We start from the raw sequence: 15,208 nt of genomic DNA on the forward strand, positions 1-15,208 counted from the left end.
ATCTTGTTATCTCAGTTTCAGGGTGGACAAGCCAACCAGTACCAGCATCATGGTAATGATCCAGAAACGGACCACCACTTGTGTCTCTTTCCAGCCTTTTTGCTCATAGTGATGGTGCAACGGCGCCATCAGGAAAATACGCTTGCCGGTCCCGGTCATTTTCTTGGTGTACTTGAAATACAGTACCTGTGCCGCTACCGAGAAAGTCTCGATTACGAACACGCCACCCATAATGAACAGCACAATTTCCTGGCGTACCACCACGGCCACCACACCCAACGCCGCACCCAGTGCCAGCGCACCGACATCGCCCATAAATACTTCTGCCGGATAGGCGTTAAACCACAGGAACCCCAAACCGGCGCCTGCCATCGCCGCACAGAACACCATCAGCTCACTGGCGCCCTCAACATAGGGAATACCGAGATATTTGGCGAATACGATGTGACCAGCCACATATGAGAACAGCGCCAGTGCAGCCGCGACCATCACGGTAGGCAAAATGGCCAGGCCATCCAGGCCATCGGTCAGGTTGACGGCATTGCTGCTGCCGACGATGACCAGGTAAGTTAATATGATGAACCCCACCGCACCTAACGGCAGTGCCAGGTGTTTGAAAAACGGCACGATCAGGGTGGTTTCAACCGGCGTGGTGGAAGTTGCGTATAAAAACGCTGCTACGCCAAAGCCGATCAGGCTTTGCCAGAAATATTTCTCTTTGGCAGACAAGCCTTTAGGATTTTTGTAAACCACTTTGCGATAGTCATCCACCCAGCCAACAGCGCCGAAACCCAATGTGGTAATTAATACCACCCAGATAAACCGGTTATGCAGATTGCCCCATAACAGTGTGGAAATCGCGATCGCCACCAGGATCAACGCGCCCCCCATAGTCGGTGTGCCGGCTTTCACAAGGTGTGTTTGCGGACCATCATCACGTACGGACTGGCCGACTTTGTATTCAGTCAGTTTGCGGATCATGGCCGGCCCGACCAGGAACGAGATGGCCAGTGCCGTCAGTGTTGCCAGCACGGCGCGCAGCGTGATGTAATCAAATACGTGAAACCCACGTACATCCGACGACAACCACTTTGCCAATTCCAATAACATAAGCTTCCCTATTTCCCCACCAGTTCGGCGGCTTGTGTTTCCACCAATGCATTGACTACCCGCTCCATTTGCATGAAGCGCGAGCCTTTCACCAGTACGATGTCTTCTGCGGATGTGTTTGCCTGTAATGCAGCAATTAATTTTTCTATTGAATCAAAATGCTGACCTTGCTCGCCAAAGGCTTTAATGGCTGCCTGGGTGAGATTACCAAAGGCATACATCGCATCGATACCATTATTTTTCGCATAACTGCCAACCGTGGCATGCATGGCTTCGGCGTCATCCCCCAGTTCACCCATATCGCCCATCACAAATACGGTACGTAGTTTGTAGTTACGCAACACGTCGAGTGCGGCTTTCATCGAATCAGGGTTGGCGTTGTAAGTGTCATCAATCACTTTGGCGCCGTTAGCGGCAGTTTTTTGTTGCAAGCGACCTTTGACGCCATCAAATCCTTGCAGGCCTTGTGCCACTTCTTGCAGACTGGCGCCAGCAGCTATGCTGGCAGCAGCGGCAGCTAAAGCGTTCATGATGTTGTGTGTACCGGGCACGGCCAATGTCACAACAATCCCTTCATTCTGATAATGCACACTGAATGAAGATGATTCACCTGCTACCATTTCGCCGCGAACGTCAGCTTCAGGACCCATGCCGAAAGTCATCACGCGTCGTTGTTGGTTCAAACCGCGCCAGTAAGTGAAAAATTTGCTATCCGCATTGATCACTGCAATACCATCTTCAGCCAGTCCGGTAAAAATCTCACCTTTGGCCTTGGCAATATTTTCACGCGAACCCAGCTCCCCGATATGGGCGGTGCCGGCATTGTTAATCACAGCCACATTCGGGCAGGCGATGCGGGTCAGGTAATCAATTTCACCCAGATGGTTCATACCCATCTCGATCACCGCAATACGGTGAAAAGGACGCAGGCGCAGCAGCGTCAAAGGCATGCCGATATCATTGTTAAAGTTTCCGGCAGTCGCCAATACCTTGTCAGCACCGCCGACATGTACTTGCATAATGGCGGCAATCATTTCTTTGGTAGTGGTTTTGCCATTGCTGCCGGTGACAGCAATCATGGGCGTGCCAAGATGCTGGCGCCAATATTCCGCCAGCTGGCCCATCGCCAGGCGTGTATCTTTTACTTCTATTGTTGGCAACTCGGTTTTGACTGGATGTGTGACCAATGCAGCCGCTGCACCTAATGCGTTTACCTGTGGCAAATAATCATGTCCATCAAACTTTTCACCAGGCAAAGCCACAAACAACTGGCCTGGCTGTACGCGGCGGCTATCGCTATCTACAGAGGTCACTGTAATCTCGGCATTTTGCCCGTGCAGCGTACGTAATGTGCCGTGCAATACGTTGGCGATGGTTTGCAAGGTCATCATGATTGCGCCCTCTTTTTCAGCGCATTCAGCACCCACTCGGCATCGCTGAATGGATAGCGTATGCCTTGTATTTCCTGGTAATCCTCATGACCTTTGCCTGCTACAAGCACCACATCGCCCTTGTTTGCACGCATGACTGCCATTGCAATTGCTTTGGCACGGTCGGTTTCCATGCTGAATTCGCGGGTCAAGCCTTCGGAAATGGCAGCAATGATTGCATAAGGATTTTCGCTGCGCGGATTGTCATTGGTAACGACCACGCTATCAGCCAATGCACCGGCAATACGGCCCATTTCAGTGCGTTTGCCGGCATCGCGGTCACCACCGCAACCAAATACGCAGCTCAGTTTTCCGCGTGCCTGGATACGCAAAGTCTGCAAGGCTTTTTCCAGCGCGTCCGGCGTATGCGCATAATCCACCACAACCAGTGGCAGGTCACCACCACCGAACATCTGCATGCGACCAGCGACCGGCACCAGACCAGAAACCGCCTGCAAAGCCGCTGGCAGGGCCACGTCATTGGCCAGCAAACACCCAAGCACGGCCAATACGTTATAAACATTAAATTGACCCAGGGCATGCAGTTGCACCAGACCATTACCTTGAGGTGTGCGCACCTGGATTTCAAAACCAGTCGCATGCATGGTGACGGCGGTTGCGCATATATCCGCCTCTTGCATGCCATAACTTAAAACCTGCTTGCCCTGTTTACGCAGGCGGTCAATCAGTTCGATTCCGAACGCATCATCTGCATTAATCACAGCCGCAGATAACGTCTGCCAGTCAAACAATTTTTGCTTGGCCGACTGATACGCTTCCATGGTGACGTGGTAATCAAGATGATCACGCGTGACATTGGTGAATACAGCAACATCGAACGACACGCCATTGACACGGCCCTGATCAAGGCCATGCGATGAAACTTCCATAGCGACCATCTGCACATCTTCCAGCAAGAAATTGGCTAGTATTTTCTGTAACTCGACCGGGCCTGGTGTAGTGTTTTGCGTAGGTTGCAAATCATCCAGCGTACCGTTGCCCAAAGTACCAATCACTGCCGATTTACGTTGCAGGAAACGGTAAGCCTGTGCCAGCCAGTGGGTAACAGTGGTTTTGCCATTGGTACCGGTGACGCCAATGCACCATAATTGCTCGGTCGGGTCTTTATAGAATTGGCTCGCAATATGGCCAACCTGCGACTTCAGGTCTGGAATCGCGATATTGTGTACAGTCCACTCCGGATTCCAGTCAAAACCCAGGCTATCCCAAATAATCGTATTGGCACCTTTGGCAATCGCATCCGGAATGTAGTCGCGGCCATCGCCGTGCTGCCCCGGGTATGCCAGGAATAAGCCATGCTTCTCTACCTGGCGGCTATCAGCCGTGATCCCGTGTACCGGCGCTGGAATAATGTACTTACTCACATGGCCTCCGGAACCGCTGCAGCTTCTGCAGGTGTGGCCAAAGGCAAAGCATTACCATCCTGAGGAACCGCCAGCATACGTAATACATCATTCATGACAGCACTGAATACCGGCGCAGCTACGCTGCCGCCGTAATATTCGCCATTGTTTGGCTCGTCTATCATCACCGCCATGATCAGGCGCGGGTTAGAAGCGGGCACCATACCGACGAAAGAACCTACATATTTGTCATGCTCATAGCCATGAGCGCCCAGTTTGTGCGCAGTACCGGTTTTACCGCCGACGCGATAACCGGTCACTTGTGCTTTCAATGCGGTGCCGCCTGGCTGCACCACCAGTTCCAGCATATCTTTGACTGCATTTGCTACCTTGGCAGAAAATACCTGACGGCCTACTGGTGGCTCAGATAGCTTGGTTAGCGTTACAGGCAGCAATTCGCCTTCATTGGCGAATACAGTGTAGGCACGAGCCAATTGCAATAAAGTCACGCTGATACCGTGCCCATAAGACATGGTGGCCTGCTCGATAGGACGCCAGGTTTTGTAATCGCGTACCTTGCCAGAAGCCTCGCCCGGAAAACCGATTTTTGTCGGCGAGCCAAATCCGAGCTGAATATAGGTATTCCATAACTGTTCGCGGTTGAGCTCCAGCGCCATTTTGGCCGAGCCGACGTTGGAAGATTTCTGGATGATCTGCGACACGCTGAGCATCTGGTTAGGGTGCGCATCGTGAATGGTGGCTGTGCCTACGCGTAAATAGCCAGGCGCAGTCTGGATTTTGGTATCCGGCTGGTAAGGCCCGAATTCCATGGCAGCGGCTGCAGTGACCGGCTTCATGGTAGAGCCAGGTTCAAAAATATTGACGATGGCTGAGTTACGCAGTTTACTGGCGACATTGCCCGGATTATTCGGGTTGTAGGTGGGAATATTCACCAGCGCCAGCACTTCGCCGGTTTTGGCATCCAGTACCACTGCGGCACCTGCTTTGGCTTTATGTTTCTCCACCGCGCGCAACAACTCTCGGTGCACCACATATTGCACGGTGCGGTCTATGCTCAACACCAGATCCTGGCCATCATGTGGCAGTTTAATCGCGACTAGGTCTTCAACCACATGGCCTTTGCGGTCTCGCACAAAATCGCGCTTGCCGGAAGTGCCGGACAAGACACTGTTACGATAGAGCTCCATGCCCTCAACACCAGTATCATCTACCCCGGTGAAACCGACGATATGCGCCGCCACTTCTGCCGCAGGGTAGAAGCGTTTGTATTCTTTCTGACTGAATACGCCGGGCACTTTCATCGCCATCACCAGTTTTGCCACATCGGGCGCTACTCTCCGTTTGATATATACAAATTCTTTTTTCTTTTGCTGCACTTTTTGCTGCAACTCTTTTGGCCGCATTTCCAGCAACTTGGCCATTTGCTTCAACTGCGCCGCCGAGATATTGACATCGGTCGGGTTCATCCATAACGACTCCACCGGCAGGCTGATTGCCAATGGCTTGAAGTTACGGTCATAAATCTTGCCGCGGTGAGGCATCAATTCCACTTTACGCCGTGAAAAGGCTTCACCTTTTTTAATCAGATAATCCTTGTGCAGGTTTTGCAGGTAAAACCCGCGACCCAGCAACAACACAAAACCCAACAACAACAGGACCAGCAGTGTTCTTCTACGCCAGGCCGGCAATTTCACCAGCTTATGTTGACTCTCTTTAAGCAGCATGACCGTTCACTAATTCACACTACTTAGTCGCTGCCGGCACAACAATAGGCGCCGTCGATACATCCACTATGATGACCTGCGTTTGCTGCATGCTAGGGCTGTGCATATGCAAACGTGCGGTGGCAAACTCTTCCAGCCGCGAATGCATGGCCCAGGTACTTTGCTCAATCTGCAACTGGTCATACTCAGTCATATATTGCTTGGTGAGCATTTCCTGCCGGTCAAGCTCAAAATACAACTTGCGTGCCTTGTATTGCGCGGTGACCACCCCTAATGCCATGGCAATCGTCAATACAAATAAAATCAGGTTCAGGCGTATCATTCAAAACCGTTACTGAACACTTGTGCGCTCTGCCACGCGCAACACCGCACTGCGTGAACGCACATTTGCAGACACTTCAGCCTGGCTTGGCTTAGTGGCCTTACCTACTGAAATCAGGCGCGGCTGTGGTATATCCTTCGCACGCACCGGCAAACCCGCCGGCAAATTATCCCTGTCCATTTCAGACTGGATAAAACGCTTGACGATACGGTCTTCCAGCGAGTGAAAGCTGATCACTGCCAGACGGCCACGCTCACGCAGCAAGCGCAAACAGTCAGGCAACACTAGCGAGAGTTCCTCAAGCTCTTGATTGACGAAAATCCGTAAAGCCTGAAATGTGCGCGTTGCAGGGTTCTGGCCCGGCTCAACCTTGTGGATGGCGCCTGCCACGATCTTGGCAAGTTGTCCCGTAGTGGTGATGGCATGCCCATCTTCGCGCTCCTTAACAATCGCCCTTGCAACCTGCTTAGCAAACCGTTCTTCACCATAGTCCCTTATCACCTCAACCAATTGCTTCTCTGAAATTGTCGCTAACCACTCGGCGGCGGTTTTGCCACGACTCTGATCCATACGCATATCCAGCGGCCCGTCAAAACGGAAACTGAATCCACGCTCACCTTCATCAATCTGCGGGGAAGAAATCCCCAAATCGAGCAAAATGCCATCCACCGCTTCCACGCCCAACTCCGCCAGCACCTCTGTCATGCCGGAAAAATGGGCATGCGCGATGTTAAAACGCGTATCGGAGATGCTTTTTGCATGGGCAATAGCCGCCAGATCGCGATCAAGCGCAATCAGGCGACCTTGTGAACCTAACCTGGAAAGTATCAGGCGACTGTGACCGCCGCGCCCGAATGTGCCATCTACATACACGCCATCGGCACGCACATTAAGCGCATCAACCGCTTCTTGCAAAAGCACCGTGATGTGGCTGGCGGCTGGCGACACAGACGTTTCCGTCGAAGACGCGGGCGCTGACTTCGCGCCCGCCATCATAGTGAGAATCCCTCTAGTTCTTGAGGAATCTGTAATTGATCGGTAGCCATGAGCTTTTCCAACTGCTGATCCCAGGCAGCTACATCCCACAACTCGAAATGGCTACCCTGGCCAACCATCATCACATCTTTATCAAGCCCGGCAAATTTGCGCAGCACCGCATTCACCAACAAACGGCCGGCAGAATCCAGATGCATCACGTCCGCCTGGCCGACAATCATGCGCTGGATACCACTGATTTGAGGATTAAAACTGGACAAACTGGTCAGCTTGGTTTCAATAGGCTCCCAAGCCGCTTGCGGATATAAAATCAGGCAGCGATGCGGATGCGCAGTTAACACAACTTCGCTTTGACCGCCTGCGGTCAGGGCGTCACGGTGCTTGGCCGGCACACTGAGCCGCCCTTTAGCATCCAAACTTAACTGTACTGCCCCGCGAAACATGGTTAACTGATCACCTTTTTGTACGTTTATGAAAAAATTTCCCACAATTCAACACAAAATCACCCTTTTGCACACTATAGATAAATTAAAAGTGCTTGGCAAGCACTTTCATGGAAAATTTTCTTTAAAGACAAAGACTTACGACATTTTAACAAACCAATTCAAATCAACATATTGCAGCAATGAATACACAATGTTGTTTAATAAAAATAGCTATCCCATTGAAAATATTGAATAATTAAAAAATATTAATATTTAAGCTATTTCTTGCATTAAATACCATGACAATTGGTCGAATAAACAGCATTTAAATACACACATTTATCCAACATATATATGTCGCGAAAACTGAAGTTTTTCTTGATAGGCACAGCTATTTTGTTAGCCATGGAATGGCGTTCTTTACTTTATTACTTATCGCCGCCACCGGATTTTGGCAAGGGCAAAGTCACCCTTTACGCAACTGACTGGTGCCCTTATTGTGCAAAAACGCGCGCATTGCTTGAGCAATTGCATGTGCCATATAAGGAATACAATATTGAAACGTCAGAAGAAGGTAGAGATCAATATCAGCGCCTGGCCGGTAAAGGTGTGCCGGTGTTATTGATTGATGGAGAAGTGGTGCGCGGATTTAATGAAAAGACTATTGTTGCTGCGCTAGCGCAATGGCAAGGCAGCCAGGTTCAAAACAAACTGGAAACAAAACAGGAAGAGTAAAGCCAACCGATAAGCCGGGTTCTGTGACTACTTGCGTAGACGACAGTCATTCATCTAGGCGTGCAATTACTCACACGCTCAAGCTATCTACCCGCTGGCAGCGCGAGCCACGCCTTATTACTTGCGTAAAATGCCAGCCTATTTGATATTGCTGCAGATGGAGGTTACCGCGTTTCACCCGTTTCGACGCAAGCTCGCAACAAGTTGCTCCCAGGTCGAACCGACTCGTCTCTGTGGCCCTATTCCTCACCTTATACTGTTTCCAGCTTTCAGCGTACGGCCGTTAGCCGTCATCCCGCTCTGTGCAGCCCGGACTTTCCTCCCCCTAGCAAATGCCAAGCGGCGACTGTCTGGTTGGCTTCATGGTCATTTTAACATGCCACAAGCTAGCGACACTCGTCAGATGCAAGAGCGTCGTATAATTTCACAACCAACTCTTTTACATACAACATAATATGTCCCAAGAAAAAACCGGCCAACTAGACCCTTCATGGCAAGCCAAGATAGGCGAAGAACTTGATAAGCCTTATATGCAATCTCTCAAGGCTTTTTTGCAGCAGGAGAAAGCTGCGGGTAAAACGATTTACCCGCCCGGGCCGCTAATTTTTAATGCATTTAATCACACCCCGTTTGACCAGGTACGTGTGGTGATTATCGGGCAGGATCCTTACCACGGGCCGGGGCAGGCGCATGGCTTGAGTTTTTCGGTACAGGCAGGCGTGGCTTTACCGCCATCACTGATGAATATCTTTAAGGAAATCGAATCAGACATTGGCATCCGCATGAGTGGCAGTGGTGATTTAACTCCTTGGGCAGACCAGGGTGTTCTATTACTGAATGCCACGCTGACTGTGCAGATGGCAACTGCCGGTTCGCACCAGAACCGCGGCTGGGAGCAATTTACCGATGCGGCGATTACCGCCCTGAATGCTTACAGGGAAGGACTGGTGTTTGTGCTGTGGGGAAGTTATGCGCAAAAGAAAGGAGCCATGATAGACCCCAACAAACATTTGATTTTAAAGTCTGTGCACCCGTCGCCACTATCGGCGCATCGCGGTTTTTTTGGTAACCGCCAATTTTCCCAAATCAACGATTACCTGGTTTCGCGTGGACAATCGCCAATTTCATGGCAGCTTTAGGGTAGTTACCGTGCTGCCGGCAGGTTGAACCTGGCCTATGCAGATTTATGTATACCGCAAGTCACTATCAACCTTTTTACGCCAGTTTCCATGCGATAGTCTGCCCGGCACGCAGCGGCACTAACACATCATCGGCGAAGGGGATTGACTCCGGCACCAGCCACTCCTCTTTACGTAAGGTTATTTTGTCAGTGTTGCGTGGCAGATGGTAAAAATCCGGCCCATAAAAACTGGCAAACCCTTCCAGCTTGTCCAGCGCGCCCGCTGCTTCAAAAGCTTCGGCATACAACTCAATCGCGGCATGTGCGGTGTACATGCCGGCACATCCGCAACTTGCCTCTTTCGCCGATTTGGGATGCGGCGCACTGTCGGTGCCGAGAAAGAATTTTGGCGAACCTGAAATCGCCGCTTTGACTAAAGCCTGCCTGTGCGTTTCACGCTTAAGCACTGGCAAGCAGTAGTGATGCGGGCGAATGCCACCGGTAAACATGGCATTGCGGTTCATTAACAGGTGATGCGCAGTGATAGTCGCTGCCAGATTATCCGAACCTTGCGCCACAAACTCAGCAGCATCTTTGGTAGTGATATGTTCGAATACAACTTTCAGGCCAGGGAAATCTTTCAGTAAAGGCTGCAAGTGTCGCTCAATAAACACTTTTTCGCGGTCAAACACATCAATCTCGGCATCAGTCACCTCGCCATGTATCAACAATGGCATGCCAGACTTTTCCATTTCAGCTAACACAGCGGCACATTTTGCCAGGCTGGTGACGCCGGAATCACTATTGGTAGTAGCCCCCGCCGGATACAACTTCACCGCCTTGACTACGCCATCCTGATGCGCACGCGAAATTTCTTCAGCCGCCATATTGTCGGTCAGGTACAGCGTCATCAGTGGCTCAAAAATCAGCGTAGCAGGCAATGCCTGCCTGATGCGATCATAATAAGCACGTGCGGCATCAGCGGTTGATACTGGTGGGCGCAAGTTTGGCATCACGATGGCGCGGGCAAATTGTCTCGCCGTATCCGGCAATACTGCTTTTAAAGTCTCGCCATCGCGCAGGTGTAAGTGCCAGTCATCCGGGCGGGTAATCGTCAGTTGGGTTGTCATCTTGAATAATATATTGAAAGTTTAAACGGCGTCTTTTAATGCCAGCGCCGCCTCATAGAGTTCGTTTTTCTTGTGCCCGGTAATATCTGTCGCAAGCGCAACGGCTTGTTTCAAAGGCAGCTCTTGCAACAAGCGCTTAAGAATACGCTGGGTTTCATCATCCAGCCCTTCCGCTTTGACTTCAGGCGCAGGATGAACCAGTAACACAAATTCGCCGCGCTGCTGATTACTGTCTGCTTCTAACCAGTCTACAGCCTCTGTCAAGCTACTGACATGTATGGTTTCAAAGGTCTTGGTCAGCTCGCGTGCAATGGTTAGCAAACGCACCCCGCCAAATACTGTTTGCAGATCTTGTACGCACTCGATAATCCTGTGTGGCGCCTCATATAACACCAATGTGGAAGGATAAGCTTTTAACAGCTCCAGCCGCTTGCGGCGCTGCGAGCCACTGGCGGGTAAAAACCCTTCAAAACAGAACCCTGTTTGCACAATGCCTGAGGCAGATAAGGCCGCAATCACGGCACTGGCACCGGGGATAGGCACTACTTTCAAGCCCGCCTCCAGCACTGCATGCACGACTACTGCTCCGGGGTCACTAACGGCTGGGGTACCGGCATCTGTCACCAGCGCAATGGATTCACCAGCCTGCAATCGCCTTAGCAAAGCTTCCGCAGAATGTTGTTCGTTGTGTTCATGCACTGCAATCAGGGGCTTGCTAATTCCGAAATGCCGTAAGAGACCAACGCTGTGCCGGGTATCTTCAGCCGCAATCGCATCGACCAGTTTCAACGTCTCCAGCGCACGCAGGGTGATATCACCCAAATTGCCGATCGGTGTCGCCACCACATATAATGTACCCAACTCACTCATGCTGCCATTTTAAGGCATCGCGACCTTTTCGCTAAGCACTATAGTTTTCCCCAGGCATTTAAAAAGATGATCATTACCCGCAAACTATGAAACTTAACCTCAATAATAAAGGCATTGCTGCGGAGGCAGCAGCGGCCAGGTTTCTTAAGCAGCAGGGCCTGGTATTGGTTGCGCAAAACTACAGTTGCCGGTTTGGCGAGATTGACCTGATTATGCAGGAAAAGAGCACACTGGTATTTGTTGAAGTCCGGCTTCGCAGTAATCAGAAGTTTACCAGTGCCGCGGACAGCATTCACCACCATAAACAGCAAAAATTGATTCGCGCTGCGCAGTATTATCTGCAAAGCCAGGACATTAATCGCCCGTGTCGTTTTGATGCTGTGCTGTTTAACGAGCCTACTTTTGAATCCCCAAACTGGATTCGTAATGCAATCGAAACATAAAGAGCGTAGAATTTTATTCAACGTCTGCTGTCCATTATTTATCCATAACCAATCTTCTTAGTTTTTCTCGCAAACCTTAGTGTTGTAAATCAAGGAAACTTCATGAACAAAAAAATCTCCGCCATTGCCCTGTTATTAATCAGCACACAACTGAGTGGCTGTTTTCCCGCTATTGTAGGTGGTGCCGCAGCGGGTGGCGCGATGGCTGCAGATCGTCGATCTTCAGGTATTTATGTGGAAGATGAAAATATCGAGCTAAAAACACTGAAACGCATTTCGCAATACATGGATAAAGAATCCCATATTAATGTGACCAGCTATAACCGCATTGTGCTGCTGACTGGCGAAGTGCCAAACAATGGGCAGCAGACACAGGCTGAAACATTGACACGTGAAGTGTCCAATGTGCGTGATATCCACAATGCGATTACTGTCGGCCCGGCTTCGTCAATTGGTGATCGCAGCAACGATACTTATATTACTACCAAAGTCAAAACGCGCTTCCTTAGTGAAAACCTGTTCCCATCTAATGTGGTAAAAGTAGTGACAGAAGCCAGCGTTGTCTACCTGATGGGTATCGTTTCTGAAAAAGAAGCTGAAGATGCGGTAGAAATCGCCCGAACTACCGAAGGCGTGACTAAAGTAGTCAAAGTTTTTGAGTACACCAAATAATTTTTTATATAAAGCTTTAAGGAAACTGAATGGAAGACCAGGAAATTATCATTCAAGGGATTACGCTTGCCGGAAAACCCTTTCGCCCCAGCGATTGGGTAGACCGCATGTGTAGCACCTTCGCCAGTTTTGGTGTTGATAAAAAATTACGCTACTCGCCTTATTTAAAACCCAAGCTGGTAAATAATGTGCGTAGTCTCTCGGTGGATATGAAATTGAAGCAGGTCAATCCTGAAGGGTTTGAACAGCTGATCCAGTTTGCTACAGAAAACCAGCTCAGCATTATCAATGCGGCGGGTGAAGCGGTCACTATCGACTCTTAGCACTTACATTATTAATACCGCTGGACTCAGCTCCAGATGCGGCCTCTTTTAGCAATTGCTCCAACCAGCGCTTGCTGACAGGGCCGCGTTTCACTTTATACAATTGCCCATCAGGCTTATAGATATAGGTAGTAGGTAATACTTCGGGCTGCGGCACTGGTTTCTTTTGCGTACTGCCCAAGATAATGGGATACGAAATCAGCATATCTTCCGCAAAGTCAGTCACAGACTTTTCAGTTTTGTATTGCACCGCCACACCCAGCACCATGACATTTTTCAGTCCTTGCTCATCATAAAATGCGACCAGTTCAGGCATTTCTTCCAGGCAGGGTGGGCACCAGGGTGCCCAGTAATTGACCACCAGCCATTGACCCCGGTAGCCAGATAATTTATGTGTTTTACCTGCCGTATCCTGCATGACCCATGTCTGGAGCGGGTCAGCTTGCAGGCTGATCATCCAGAGCATGCCAAGTAATCCTATGCATAAGTTAAAACGGTTACCGCGCATAATTACCTTTAACTCGACTTTCTGCTATTGAAAACCACACAATAGAACACATATAAGGCTATGTTTGAAAAAAACTTGATTCTGCTGGAAATCTGTTGCTATACTTGCTGCAAACACTTTTAGTAATTTCATATTTTCAGCAAATTACTAATTCAAACTATTTTAGCCAAACAATATTTAGCGCCAACATCAGAATTTTTCTGTGCAATTCCACTCTATCAATTCTTCACCCATTCTTACGAGGCAATAATGAGCGACAACATTACCCATTTAAGCGATGCCAGCTTTGAACAGGAAGTTTTACAATCTACGGTTCCGGTACTGGTTGATTACTGGGCTGAATGGTGTGGTCCTTGCAAAATGATTGCACCTATCTTGGATGATATCAGCAAAGAATACGCGGGCCGCCTGAAAGTTGCCAAACTGAATATCGATGATAACCAGAATACGCCACCTAAGTATGGCATTCGTGGGATTCCTACTTTAATGCTGTTTAAAAACGGCAATGTAGAGGCCACAAAAGTAGGCGCACTCTCCAAGTCTCAACTCAGCGCGTTTATCGACAGCAATATTTAATCCATTCACCCGGTTTCAAATAACTTCGAAACCGGGTTTTCTCTTCTTATTCTCCGACGTCTCAATCTAGCGAGTCACTCATGCACTTATCCGACTTAAAACATCTCCCCGTTACCGAACTGGTAGAAATGGCCACCAGTAACGAAATCGAAAATGCTAGCCGCATGCGCAAGCAGGACCTGATTTTTGCCATTTTGAAAAACAAAGCAAAAAAAGGCGACAGCATTTTTGGAGATGGGACGTTGGAAGTGCTGCCAGACGGTTTTGGCTTTTTGCGTTCACCTGATACTTCTTACCTGGCCGGTCCAGATGATATTTATGTGTCTCCCTCGCAAATCCGCCGTTTCAACCTGCATACAGGGGACAGCATTCAGGGTGAGATTCGTACCCCAAAAGATGGCGAGCGTTATTTTGCATTAGTTAAAGTAGACAGCGTTAATGGCGAAGCGCCAGAGAATACCAAGCACAAGATACTGTTTGAGAACTTAACACCATTATTCCCAACCATTCCGCTCACACTTGAGCGTGATATTCGCGGTGAAGAGAACATCACCAGCCGCATGATCGATATCATTGCACCTATCGGCAGAGGCCAGCGTGCCTTACTGGTGGCCAGCCCGAAAAGCGGTAAAACGGTCATGCTGCAAAATGTGGCACATGCCATTACAGCCAACCATCCTGACTGTGTGATGATTGTATTGCTGATTGATGAGCGTCCGGAAGAAGTGACAGAAATGACCCGCTCGGTACGCGGCGAAGTGGTCGCTTCAACCTTTGACGAACCGGCGACACGTCACGTACAGGTCGCAGAAATGGTGCTCGAAAAAGCCAAGCGCCTGGTCGAACATAAAAAAGATGTAGTCATTCTTTTAGACTCCATTACCCGCCTGGCCCGCGCATACAATACAGTCATTCCATCATCCGGCAAAGTATTAACCGGTGGTGTGGATGCAAATGCCTTGCAAAAACCAAAACGTTTCTTCGGTGCGGCACGTAATGTGGAGGAAGGTGGCTCACTGACCATCATCGCCACTGCACTGGTAGACACAGGCTCTCGTATGGATGATGTCATTTACGAAGAGTTTAAAGGTACCGGCAACATGGAAATCCACCTGGATAGACGCATGGCTGAGAAACGTATTTATCCAGCCATTAACGTTAATAAATCCGGTACCCGACGTGAAGAGTTGTTGCTAGATAAAGATATACTGCAAAAAATCTGGGTATTGCGCAAATTGCTCTACCCTATGGATGACCTTGAAGCGATGGAATTCTTGCTGGATAAAATCAAGGCCACTAAAACCAATAACGACTTTTTTGACAGCATGCGCCGCGGTTAATGTTAGATAGCGTTGAATTATTACCAGAAATCTATTGATTAATAGAATGAATTGGGTGATAATCGCGCGCTTACCGCAACTGCTTAAAGATAGAGAGAA

17 protein-coding genes and 1 other RNA gene are annotated in these 15,208 nt (G+C 49.5%); 7 read left to right on the forward strand and 11 right to left on the reverse strand.

Annotation, left to right across the window (positions count from 1 at the left end):
- Nucleotides 1-6: 6 nt before the first annotated feature.
- Genes mraY through mraZ form a run of 7 tightly spaced genes read right to left on the reverse strand, consistent with a single transcriptional unit; the run spans nt 7 to nt 7,410 of the window.
- Entirely contained in the window at nt 7-1,110 is a 1,104-nt protein-coding gene (mraY, locus tag LPA26_RS12145) for a phospho-N-acetylmuramoyl-pentapeptide-transferase (protein WP_229008543.1), read from the reverse strand.
- A gap of 8 nt (nt 1,111-1,118) precedes the next feature.
- Entirely contained in the window at nt 1,119-2,501 is a 1,383-nt protein-coding gene (murF, locus tag LPA26_RS12150; RefSeq protein WP_229008544.1) for a UDP-N-acetylmuramoyl-tripeptide--D-alanyl-D-alanine ligase, read from the reverse strand.
- Entirely contained in the window at nt 2,498-3,925 is a 1,428-nt protein-coding gene (locus LPA26_RS12155) for a UDP-N-acetylmuramoyl-L-alanyl-D-glutamate--2,6-diaminopimelate ligase (protein WP_229008545.1), read from the reverse strand. The genes murF and LPA26_RS12155 overlap by 4 nt, the downstream gene beginning before the upstream one ends.
- A complete protein-coding gene (locus LPA26_RS12160; RefSeq protein WP_229008546.1) occupies nt 3,922-5,649 on the reverse strand; it encodes a penicillin-binding protein 2 in 1,728 nt (575 codons plus the stop codon). The genes LPA26_RS12155 and LPA26_RS12160 overlap by 4 nt, the downstream gene beginning before the upstream one ends.
- A gap of 19 nt (nt 5,650-5,668) precedes the next feature.
- Nucleotides 5,669-5,971 carry a cell division protein FtsL gene (gene ftsL, locus LPA26_RS12165; RefSeq protein ID WP_229008547.1) on the reverse strand — a complete coding sequence of 101 codons (303 nt, stop codon included), beginning with the start codon at nt 5,969-5,971 and terminating at the stop codon, nt 5,669-5,671.
- Between the two features lie 9 nt (nt 5,972-5,980).
- Nucleotides 5,981-6,967: a 16S rRNA (cytosine(1402)-N(4))-methyltransferase RsmH gene (gene rsmH, locus LPA26_RS12170; protein ID WP_229008548.1), complete on the reverse strand. Its 987-nt coding sequence runs from the start codon at nt 6,965-6,967 to the stop codon at nt 5,981-5,983.
- Nucleotides 6,964-7,410 carry a division/cell wall cluster transcriptional repressor MraZ gene (gene mraZ / locus LPA26_RS12175; RefSeq protein WP_229008549.1) on the reverse strand — a complete coding sequence of 149 codons (447 nt, stop codon included), beginning with the start codon at nt 7,408-7,410 and terminating at the stop codon, nt 6,964-6,966. Before mraZ ends, rsmH begins: the two co-directional genes overlap by 4 nt.
- 336 nt (nt 7,411-7,746) lie before the next feature.
- Here mraZ and LPA26_RS12180 point away from each other — a divergent pair, with 336 nt between their 5' ends.
- A complete protein-coding gene (locus LPA26_RS12180; protein ID WP_229008550.1) occupies nt 7,747-8,127 on the forward strand; it encodes a glutaredoxin family protein in 381 nt (126 codons plus the stop codon).
- On the opposite strand, the gene rnpB is transcribed toward LPA26_RS12180, so the two are convergent.
- Nucleotides 8,122-8,489: RNase P RNA component class A (gene rnpB, locus LPA26_RS12185), an RNA gene on the reverse strand. The two genes, LPA26_RS12180 and rnpB, sit on opposite strands and share 6 nt — an antisense overlap.
- A gap of 93 nt (nt 8,490-8,582) precedes the next feature.
- Between rnpB and ung the strand changes: the two genes are divergently transcribed.
- Nucleotides 8,583-9,266: a uracil-DNA glycosylase gene (gene ung, locus LPA26_RS12190; protein ID WP_229008551.1), complete on the forward strand. Its 684-nt coding sequence runs from the start codon at nt 8,583-8,585 to the stop codon at nt 9,264-9,266.
- Between the two features lie 76 nt (nt 9,267-9,342).
- Here ung and pyrC read toward each other — a convergent pair whose 3' ends face one another.
- Both pyrC and rsmI read right to left on the reverse strand, forming a co-directional pair.
- The gene (gene pyrC, locus LPA26_RS12195; protein ID WP_229008552.1) at nt 9,343-10,377 is read right to left on the reverse strand and encodes a dihydroorotase; all 1,035 of its coding nucleotides are present in this window, start codon (nt 10,375-10,377) and stop codon (nt 9,343-9,345) included.
- Between the two features lie 21 nt (nt 10,378-10,398).
- Nucleotides 10,399-11,247 (reverse strand): 16S rRNA (cytidine(1402)-2'-O)-methyltransferase, encoded by an 849-nt coding sequence (rsmI, locus tag LPA26_RS12200; protein WP_229008553.1) that lies wholly within the window; start codon nt 11,245-11,247, stop codon nt 10,399-10,401.
- An 86-nt stretch (nt 11,248-11,333) separates the two neighbouring features.
- On the opposite strand from rsmI, the gene LPA26_RS12205 reads away from it, so the two are divergent.
- The 3 genes from LPA26_RS12205 to LPA26_RS12215 all read left to right on the forward strand — a co-directional run bounded on the left by LPA26_RS12205 (nt 11,334) and on the right by LPA26_RS12215 (nt 12,685).
- Nucleotides 11,334-11,690 carry a YraN family protein gene (locus LPA26_RS12205; protein WP_229008554.1) on the forward strand — a complete coding sequence of 119 codons (357 nt, stop codon included), beginning with the start codon at nt 11,334-11,336 and terminating at the stop codon, nt 11,688-11,690.
- Between the two features lie 102 nt (nt 11,691-11,792).
- Nucleotides 11,793-12,362 (forward strand): BON domain-containing protein, encoded by a 570-nt coding sequence (locus LPA26_RS12210; protein ID WP_055828251.1) that lies wholly within the window; start codon nt 11,793-11,795, stop codon nt 12,360-12,362.
- A 29-nt stretch (nt 12,363-12,391) separates the two neighbouring features.
- The gene (locus tag LPA26_RS12215) at nt 12,392-12,685 is read left to right on the forward strand and encodes a DUF3579 domain-containing protein (protein WP_055828253.1); all 294 of its coding nucleotides are present in this window, start codon (nt 12,392-12,394) and stop codon (nt 12,683-12,685) included.
- Here LPA26_RS12215 and LPA26_RS12220 read toward each other — a convergent pair.
- On the reverse strand, nt 12,672-13,193 hold the full coding sequence (locus LPA26_RS12220; protein ID WP_229008555.1) for a TlpA disulfide reductase family protein: 522 nt from the start codon (nt 13,191-13,193) through the stop codon (nt 12,672-12,674). The genes LPA26_RS12215 and LPA26_RS12220 overlap by 14 nt on opposite strands.
- Nucleotides 13,194-13,442: 249 nt before the next feature.
- Between LPA26_RS12220 and trxA the strand changes: the two genes are divergently transcribed.
- On the forward strand, nt 13,443-13,769 hold the full coding sequence (gene trxA, locus LPA26_RS12225) for a thioredoxin TrxA (RefSeq protein WP_019883507.1): 327 nt from the start codon (nt 13,443-13,445) through the stop codon (nt 13,767-13,769).
- A gap of 80 nt (nt 13,770-13,849) precedes the next feature.
- Nucleotides 13,850-15,109: a transcription termination factor Rho gene (gene rho / locus LPA26_RS12230; RefSeq protein WP_055828259.1), complete on the forward strand. Its 1,260-nt coding sequence runs from the start codon at nt 13,850-13,852 to the stop codon at nt 15,107-15,109.
- The last annotated feature ends 99 nt before the right edge of the window (nt 15,110-15,208 follow it).

It is taken from the genome of Methylophilus sp. Leaf408 (assembly GCF_916856905.1).
Classification (GTDB): domain Bacteria; phylum Pseudomonadota; class Gammaproteobacteria; order Burkholderiales; family Methylophilaceae; genus Methylophilus.

Bases quoted from the DNA above. Each gene is read 5' to 3' on its own strand.
- LPA26_RS12180 (WP_229008550.1), top strand. From the start codon at position 7,747: ATGTCGCGAAAACTGAAGTTTTTCTTGATAGGCACAGCTATTTTGTTA.
- rho (WP_055828259.1), top strand. From the start codon at position 13,850: ATGCACTTATCCGACTTAAAACATCTCCCCGTTACCGAACTGGTAGAA.
- LPA26_RS12215 (WP_055828253.1), top strand. From the start codon at position 12,392: ATGGAAGACCAGGAAATTATCATTCAAGGGATTACGCTTGCCGGAAAA.
- pyrC (WP_229008552.1), bottom strand. From the start codon at position 10,377: ATGACAACCCAACTGACGATTACCCGCCCGGATGACTGGCACTTACAC.
- trxA (WP_019883507.1), top strand. From the start codon at position 13,443: ATGAGCGACAACATTACCCATTTAAGCGATGCCAGCTTTGAACAGGAA.
- rsmH (WP_229008548.1), bottom strand. From the start codon at position 6,967: ATGATGGCGGGCGCGAAGTCAGCGCCCGCGTCTTCGACGGAAACGTCT.
- ung (WP_229008551.1), top strand. From the start codon at position 8,583: ATGTCCCAAGAAAAAACCGGCCAACTAGACCCTTCATGGCAAGCCAAG.
- LPA26_RS12205 (WP_229008554.1), top strand. From the start codon at position 11,334: ATGAAACTTAACCTCAATAATAAAGGCATTGCTGCGGAGGCAGCAGCG.
- murF (WP_229008544.1), bottom strand. From the start codon at position 2,501: ATGATGACCTTGCAAACCATCGCCAACGTATTGCACGGCACATTACGT.
- LPA26_RS12160 (WP_229008546.1), bottom strand. From the start codon at position 5,649: ATGCTGCTTAAAGAGAGTCAACATAAGCTGGTGAAATTGCCGGCCTGG.
- LPA26_RS12220 (WP_229008555.1), bottom strand. From the start codon at position 13,193: ATGCGCGGTAACCGTTTTAACTTATGCATAGGATTACTTGGCATGCTC.
- rsmI (WP_229008553.1), bottom strand. From the start codon at position 11,247: ATGAGTGAGTTGGGTACATTATATGTGGTGGCGACACCGATCGGCAAT.
- mraY (WP_229008543.1), bottom strand. From the start codon at position 1,110: ATGTTATTGGAATTGGCAAAGTGGTTGTCGTCGGATGTACGTGGGTTT.
- ftsL (WP_229008547.1), bottom strand. From the start codon at position 5,971: ATGATACGCCTGAACCTGATTTTATTTGTATTGACGATTGCCATGGCA.
- mraZ (WP_229008549.1), bottom strand. From the start codon at position 7,410: ATGTTTCGCGGGGCAGTACAGTTAAGTTTGGATGCTAAAGGGCGGCTC.
- LPA26_RS12210 (WP_055828251.1), top strand. From the start codon at position 11,793: ATGAACAAAAAAATCTCCGCCATTGCCCTGTTATTAATCAGCACACAA.